This window comes from Puniceicoccales bacterium (assembly GCA_031255005.1).
GTDB lineage: Bacteria > Verrucomicrobiota > Verrucomicrobiia > Opitutales > LL51 > JAIRTH01.
Genome location: JAIRTH010000021.1, coordinates 22,868 through 30,356, shown reverse-complemented (window position 1 = coordinate 30,356; position 7,489 = coordinate 22,868). Strand labels below are relative to the sequence as shown.

Below are 7,489 nucleotides of genomic sequence, written 5' to 3'. Positions count from 1 at the left end.
GGCAGTGTTTTGCTTAACTGAGCCAGTGTTTTGCTTAAATGGGCCAATGTTTGGCTGAGCTGAGTCAATTTTTTGCTGATAGAAGGTAATTTTTTGCTTAACTGAGCCAGTGTTTTGCTGAGCTGAGTCAATGTTTTGCTTAAATGGGCCAATGTTTTGCTGAGCTGAGGTAGTGTTTGGCTGAGCTGAGGTAGATAGCTTAGTGGATTGCTGTCCCGATTGTTCTTGCGAGGATTTCAGGGCAGCTATGACCCTTTGGCGAGGCAAGGATATGTAGCTATGGTAGCTAGGAAGGTTAGCAAGTTTATCAGCAGGAAGTTCGTTAGTGGTAGCCTCATTATATTGATCACTTTTTTCAGTCAGTATGGCTTTACAAAATTTTGTCAGTGTATCTGGCGAAGATAATACTTGGTTCATTTGATCTGGCGTACATAGAAAAAATGCCATGCCAATAAATTTATTTGCATCTTTAAGAACATTATCTTTCGCATTACTTGGGAGTAATGTGTCAATGTTGTTAATCCCATTGTCTTTAAGTATCTTTCCGACAAGATTTTCTACGGGTTTAGCATGTTTTTCTTTAATATCCCCCAACTTCATTGTGCTAGATATGCTGCCGTCCATGGAACTGCGTACGGTTAGATTTCCTTTTTTTTCTTGTTGTATTGAGAACCCTAACTCTTCTCGCAACTTTCCGAGTGTTTCGGTATCGTATTTAGTTGCGCCCGTTAGGCGCGATTGATCCGGTGTATTTGCATGCAGAGTCGGAAACATAACATATATATTTTAAGTATTTTTTTTAGTTTTTAAAGCATTTTAACCTTTAAATAAAAATACTATGGCGATGCATTAATCAGAGAAGTTTTTGAATTTGCCTTTGAACTGCATATTAGACTGCATGTTAGTAGTCCAAAGGCCATAAAAGCATGTAAAAGTATTTAACTGTCAGTGGGGATATTTGGTTTTTCTGCTGGAATATTGGATTGCTTTTCCATGGCCTTGCTCACATTTTTATTCGAGTCAGCCTGTTTTATGGAAAATGCAAACTTAGTTTTCGGTGCATTGGTTTTAGATTCCAGATCGGTCGGTCCACTTATATTTGATGGACCAGATGATTGAATTGGTGATGACATAACAAACTTAATCTAAACATTTTTTTAAATTTTTAAAGTATTTTCAGCTTCAAATTGAAAATAATTGTGGTTAATGGTCTGGTAAAATTCTTGCATTTATTTTTTTGTTTTGCAAGTTTAGTGACGCAAAAGGGCTTGAAAGATAACCAGTGCCCAAAGATTGCCAAAGGGGGAGTAGCTCAGTGGATAGAGCAGCGGTCTTCTAAACCGAAGGTCGAGAGTTCGAGTCTCTCTTCCCCCGCCAGTTCCCAGGGAGGGTTTTTATCACTTTTTGCATAGGATTATCATTTATTTTGTGGAAGATTGAACTTCGCCCTAGGAAGATTTGAATTACCTAATGTTGGTTTTTTTGTCATTTCTATGAAAAATTGTTATTTTTAAGGAGCTATTGCCTCGCCATCGAATGGCGATTTTTATGAATTACGGACTGTGGATTACCTCTCTATAGGAAGCCAACCTTTTCCAAAGGATGATGTTCACCGTAGTCATACCTAACCACCATGGTCCGGGAAATCACATCATAGCCAAAGGATCCGGTGGAAGATATCACTCCAAAGAAGAAATTTGCAAGGCATATTATACAAATAATTATACTATTAATATCCATACAGTAAAATGCTGCAGCGCATTTTAGTATGGATCTCATTAGTGTTTGAAAAGGTGATGGTCCAGAACAGGGATCATTTATCATCACAGTTTTTATCTGAAATAATCTTTTGCCAATGGTTGTGCCTCTAAACAATATTTCGCTGATGGCAAAATAAACTATGCAAATGATACAGCCTAGTACCATTAGCTTAGAAAAAGGTTTCGTGATGCTCTCGGCTATTTTCGCAATATCATTTACATTGATGGCGGCGGATGGGGCATCTATTGGTACCCATAGGCTGGATAGATCTGGCATATTATTTTTTAGAAATGGAATGCAAATGAGGGATGTTATTATGCAATCTATATTAAAAGCCCAGGCCCGGCGATTTAGGGTAGCCGGTACGAATCGCATGCATTTTACACTGGACATAGATTTGACAAAGTGTACCTAAGTGGAGATTTTGTCAATCTGAATTGGTGTGTTTAGTATTTTATGCATTAAATCTACGTATCTTGATTGACAACATCGTTCAAAATGTTGACATGCACATCGTTTGTGGTGGCTGTAGCTCAGCTGGTTAGAGCATCGGATTGTGGTTCCGAGGGTCGCCGGTTCGAATCCGGTCTGCCACCCCATCATAGGTAAAATTAATCCATAGGTGCGATTTTAAGGCATAAGTGCAATTTTTTGTTCGCATTTTACATTGCTATTGTTTATTTGCAGGCACATTTTGTCAATGGCTATTAAATGGTGGTGTAATGTATGAATATGAATGATATTGCTTCGGATAATTTTAATGAAATTTTACAGGACGGTTGTTATGATGCCTCGAAGATCCAAAAATTAGAGGGGTTAGAAGGTGTGCGCAAGCGCCCAGATATGTATATTGGCGATACGAATGAGCGTGGATTGCATCATTGTGTGTTTGAGATTGTCGATAATTCCATAGATGAAGCGTTGGCCGGTTATTGTAATAATATCAGCGTCAACTTACATGTAAATGGTTCCTGCTCCGTGGAGGACGATGGACGTGGCATACCGGTGGATATGCATGAAAAATATAAAATGCCAGCGCTGGAACTGGTTATGACAAATCTGCATGCTGGTGGTAAGTTTTCCAAAGGTGCCTATCAGGTGTCAGGCGGGTTGCATGGTGTTGGTGCTAAGTGTGTTAATGCTGTTTCTGAGGTTTTTGATGTGGAGGTGAGGCGTGACGGACATATCTATCACATGACCTTTGCCAAGGGGAAAACCACACAGAAAATGACCGTTATTGGCGATACGAAAAAAACCGGCACAAAAATAACTTTTTTGCCAGATCCGGAAATTTTTCGTGAAATCAGAGAATTTAGATACGATATTCTTGCCAAGAGATTGCGTGAATTGGCATTCCTGAATCCTGGCATAACCATAGTGTTGACCGATGAACGCAGTGATAAATTCGAAGTATTTAAGTTTGACAACGGCATAGTTCAATATGTGGAATTTTTAAATAGAGGAAAAATTGTCATTCACGAAAGACCAATAGCCTTTTCTGGAATTGTTGCCGGCGACAGCAATGGTGATATCTCCGTTGACGTGGCATTGCAATACAATGACTCCTATAACGAGCAGGTCTATGCCTATGCAAATTCCATTTTTAACATTGAAGGCGGTACCCATCTTTCTGGATTTAAGACTGCCTTGACCAGGGTGATAAATTCCTTTGCCAAAGCCAATAATTTGCTGAAAGACAAGGATCCGATTCTTTCCGGCGAAGATGTACGCGAGGGCCTGACAGCGGTCATTTCCATAAAAGTTCCAGAGCCAAGGTTTGAAGGCCAAACCAAGACCCGATTATCCAATGGCGAGGTGGACGGTGTGGTTCAAAAGATTGTTGGAGACAATTTGAAGTATGTGCTCGAGACAACCCAGGGACTTGGGAAGAAGATCGTTGACAAGTGCTTGAATGCAGCCAGAGCCAGGGAGGCTGCCCGTAGAGCCCGAGAGACGGTACGGAAAAGTGCATTGGCCTTCGGAGGATTGCCTGGAAAGCTAGCCGATTGTTCGGAAAAATCTCCGGAAAAATGTGAACTTTTCATAGTGGAGGGAGATTCGGCTGGTGGTTCGGCCAAGCAAGGTCGCAATAGAAAAACCCAGGCAATTTTGCCGCTGTTCGGGAAGGTCATTAATGTGGAAAAGGCAAGAATTGATAAGGTTTTAAATAGCGAAGCCATAAGGATGATGATCATGGCCTGTGGCACAGGCATCGGCAATTCTTCCGATGCTGGCGGATTTGATCCGGATAAGTGCCGCTATCACAAAATAATTATAATGACCGATGCTGATGTGGATGGCTCCCATATCCAAACGCTTCTGTTAACATTTTTCTTTAGGCAAATGCGAGAATTGATCGAAAGAGGGTATATTTACATCGCCCAGCCGCCGCTCTATAAAATAAAAAGAAAGAAAAAGGAGCGCTATGTGGACAACGATTCCGAGCTAAATAAGATATTGCTGGAGCTCGGTTCCGAAGATGTTACATTGATATCAGCCAACGATGGCAGGCAATTTGATCCCCACAAGGTTGAAATCGTTGTAAATGCATTCTCGAAGCTAGAAAGCCTTGGCAATGGCATAGTTCGATGTGGTTGTTCATTGGCTAAATATCTAAACGCCTATGACTTGGCTACGCTTGTTCTGCCCAGATATATAGCGAGGATAAGAACTGGCAATGACGAGGAGTTTAGGTTTCTCTTCGATGATGAACAGAGATCAAAATTTTATTTGGAGTACGGCATATCCGATGACCTGTTTGCTGGCACAGCATCGAAGGAAATTGATAGGGATGGTCATAGGGTTCGGCAGCGCATTTCTGTCCATGAAATTTTTGAATCGCTGAGACTTAGCGAAATTTTGAAGGAGCTTCAAGAAATTGGCCTTGACATATCTACCTTTGAGCAAACCGAGCAGCCAAGATATTATGTGGTTGAGAATATCGACACAAAAAACGAAATTAGACTTGGTATGCATTCGGGATTGGAGCTGCTGGCGAAGATCCGAGAGCTTGGCCGGCGTGGTCTATCAATCCAGCGATATAAAGGATTGGGAGAAATGAATCCTAAGCAGTTGTTCGAGACGACCATGAATCCGATCACCAGAAGATTGTTGAGGGTGTCGATCGAAGATGCTGCGATGGCCGAATCGATCTTTTCCATGCTGATGGGAGAAGATGTGCCGATCCGCCGTGCATTCATAGAAGATAATGCATTAAATGTTTCTTATATAGACGCTTAAATTTTTGGAGATATTAATAAATGACCGCAGAGAACGAAAAAATAGTTTCATCAAACATAACGGACGTCATGCAGAAATCCTATATCGATTACTCCATGTCTGTCATAGTCAGTCGGGCATTGCCTGATGTGCGAGATGGCCTTAAGCCAGTCCAGCGCAGGATATTGTATGCCATGCTACGGGAAGGTCTGCTGAGTAGTCGGCCCTTTGATAAATGTGCCGGTGTGGTCGGCGAAGTTTTGAAAAATTACCATCCCCATGGCGATACTTCGGTCTATGACACCATAGTGCGTCTGGGCCAAAACTGGATACTGCGTTATCCATTGATTATGCCCCAGGGAAATTTTGGATCCATAGACGGTGATCCGCCGGCAGCCTATCGTTATACAGAATGCAAGCTCGACCGCATGGCCGAAGAGATTTTGCGTGATATTGATGAGGATACCGTGGATTTTCAGCCGAATTATAAGGAAAGTACCGTTGAGCCGGTGGTATTGCCCTCGGCGTTACCGAATCTGCTGATGAATGGATCGACGGGCATAGCCGTTGGAATGACAACCAATATTCCTCCGCATAATCTCGGTGAATTGATCGATGCTCTATGCGCCATAATCGATGATCCCAATCTGAGTATAGATGAGCTATGCCGCATAATAAAAGGCCCAGATTTTCCCACCGGAGGAGTGGTGGTGGGCATGGAGAACATAGAAAAATATCTGAAGACTGGTCGTAGCATTATAAAGAATCGCGGCATTGTGGAGACCGAAGAATTGGAAGGAGGCAGAGAGCAGGTGGTGATAACTCAGTTGCCTTATAATATCAATCGAGCAGCATTGGTGATTAGGATTGCCGAACTGATGAATGATAAAGCCATTGATGAGATCAGTGATCTTCGGGATGAATCCGATGAAAATACTCGCATAGCCATGGAATTAAAACGAGGTGAATCTTCAAAGGTATTAATAAATAAACTTTACAAAATGACCCAGTTGGAATCATCCTTTGGCGTCATAATGTTAGCCTTGGATAATCGTCGGCCCAAGCAGATGAACATCAAAGAAATGCTTGAGTGCTATCTGGATCATAGGCATAAGGTTATTTATCGCAGAACCGAATTTAGGTTGCAAAAAGCCGAAGCTCGAATACATCTTATTGAAGGTTATCGTATTGCCCTGGATAATTTGGACGATTTTGTAAAGATAATTCGTCAATCATCCAATAGAGAGTATGCCAAGTCAGAAATGATGGAAAAATTTCCTCTGTCCGATAAGCAAGCCGATGCAATTTTAGATTTGAGGCTATATCAATTGACCGGCCTGGAACGAGACAAAATAGAACAAGAATATGAAAATTTGAATAGAATAATAAGCGAGTATAAAGAAATTTTAGCCAATGACAGACTATTGTTTAATATTATAAAAGATGATTTATTAGATATGAAAGAAAAATATATTTCGCCAAGAAAAACAAATATTATCCATGAAGAAGGCGAATTTCGAATCGAAGATGTGATTGCCAATGAAGGCTGTATTATCACCGTTACCCACAATGGTTTTATCCGGCGGGCAAATGTGGATGAATATAAATCTCAGCGTCGTGGTGGCAAAGGCGTTATAGGCGTTGGCCAGTATGATGATGATCAGATCGAGCATATGATTTCAGCCAATACCCATGACAATGTTATGTTTGTGATGAATACCGGACGGATCTACGTGGAAAAGGTCTACGAGATGCCCGAAGGGTCCAGATTGGCCAAGGGCAGGTCGATGATAAATATCCTGGAGATGCAAAAGGGTGAGCGCATAGCGGCTCTGTTTAATTTTAAGGAATTTTCCGATAATCAGTATGTGGTGATGTGCACGCGCAATGGTGTGATCAAAAAGACTTGCTTGAGCGCCTATGAAAATTTTCGTCGGTGTGGCATCCGTGGTATCGATGTGGACGATGGTGATCAGGTCATCGAAGCCCAGCTATCTACTGGCAATGATGAGTTGGTGTTGATAACCTACAAGGGCATGTCCATTAGGTTCAATGAAACTGAGCTCAGGAGCCAGGGCCGAGCCACAAGAGGGGTGCGTGGCATGACCCTAAGATTTAGCGATAGGTTGGTGGCAATGACCGTGGTGAAAAATGATAAAACCTTTCTGGTGGCAGCGGCCAATGGCCAGGGCAAGCGATCGAAATTTGCCAGCTATCGGCTGCAGAAACGCGGTGGCAGCGGTGTGATCGCCATTCGTTTGGCGAAGGGTATCGGAGTGGCCGGAGCACTAACCATCGGTGAAAGCGATGAAATATTGATGTTGACAAAATTCGGTCAGGCAGTAAGAATAGCGGTAAGTGACATAGCCCTGCTGGGGAGATCAACCCAGGGCGTGAGGCTTATTAATTTGGAGAAGGGAGACTGCCTTATGAAAATTAGTAGAGTGATTTTGTAACGGAACATCATGACTTTGAAGGATAATATGAAGATGTTCAAAAATTTTTTCTT

At 42.0% G+C, this 7,489-nt stretch carries 5 protein-coding genes and 2 tRNA genes; 4 read left to right on the top strand and 3 right to left on the bottom strand.

All coding sequences use genetic code 11. The annotated features are described in order from the left end of the window. The coding region (locus LBH49_02665; GenBank protein MDR0351525.1) for a hypothetical protein at positions 1-774 on the bottom strand (774 nt) is incomplete at its 3' end. A 164-nt stretch (positions 775-938) separates the two neighbouring features. Then, positions 939-1,133 carry a hypothetical protein gene (locus tag LBH49_02660; GenBank protein MDR0351524.1) on the bottom strand — a complete coding sequence of 65 codons (195 nt, stop codon included), beginning with the start codon at positions 1,131-1,133 and terminating at the stop codon, positions 939-941. 168 nt (positions 1,134-1,301) lie between these two features. Here LBH49_02660 and LBH49_02655 point away from each other — a divergent pair. Further along, a tRNA-Arg gene (locus LBH49_02655) sits at positions 1,302-1,377 on the top strand. 198 nt (positions 1,378-1,575) lie between these two features. Here LBH49_02655 and LBH49_02650 read toward each other — a convergent pair. Next, positions 1,576-2,154 (bottom strand): RDD family protein, encoded by a 579-nt coding sequence (locus LBH49_02650; protein MDR0351523.1) that lies wholly within the window; start codon positions 2,152-2,154, stop codon positions 1,576-1,578. A gap of 129 nt (positions 2,155-2,283) precedes the next feature. Here LBH49_02650 and LBH49_02645 point away from each other — a divergent pair. The 3 genes from LBH49_02645 (at position 2,284) to gyrA (ending at position 7,436) form a co-directional block, all read left to right on the top strand. Beyond that, a tRNA-His gene (locus LBH49_02645) sits at positions 2,284-2,360 on the top strand. A 127-nt stretch (positions 2,361-2,487) separates the two neighbouring features. Next, positions 2,488-5,001, top strand: a complete 2,514-nt coding sequence (gene gyrB, locus LBH49_02640; GenBank protein ID MDR0351522.1) for a DNA topoisomerase (ATP-hydrolyzing) subunit B — start codon at positions 2,488-2,490, stop codon at positions 4,999-5,001. Between the two features lie 20 nt (positions 5,002-5,021). Further along, positions 5,022-7,436 carry a DNA gyrase subunit A gene (gyrA, locus tag LBH49_02635; GenBank protein ID MDR0351521.1) on the top strand — a complete coding sequence of 805 codons (2,415 nt, stop codon included), beginning with the start codon at positions 5,022-5,024 and terminating at the stop codon, positions 7,434-7,436. The last annotated feature ends 53 nt before the right edge of the window (positions 7,437-7,489 follow it).

Coding starts and splice junctions, on each gene's coding strand:
- LBH49_02660 (MDR0351524.1), bottom strand. CDS start 1,133: ATGTCATCACCAATTCAATCATCTGGTCCATCAAATATAAGTGGACCG.
- LBH49_02650 (MDR0351523.1), bottom strand. CDS start 2,154: ATGTCCAGTGTAAAATGCATGCGATTCGTACCGGCTACCCTAAATCGC.
- gyrB (MDR0351522.1), top strand. CDS start 2,488: ATGAATATGAATGATATTGCTTCGGATAATTTTAATGAAATTTTACAG.
- gyrA (MDR0351521.1), top strand. CDS start 5,022: ATGACCGCAGAGAACGAAAAAATAGTTTCATCAAACATAACGGACGTC.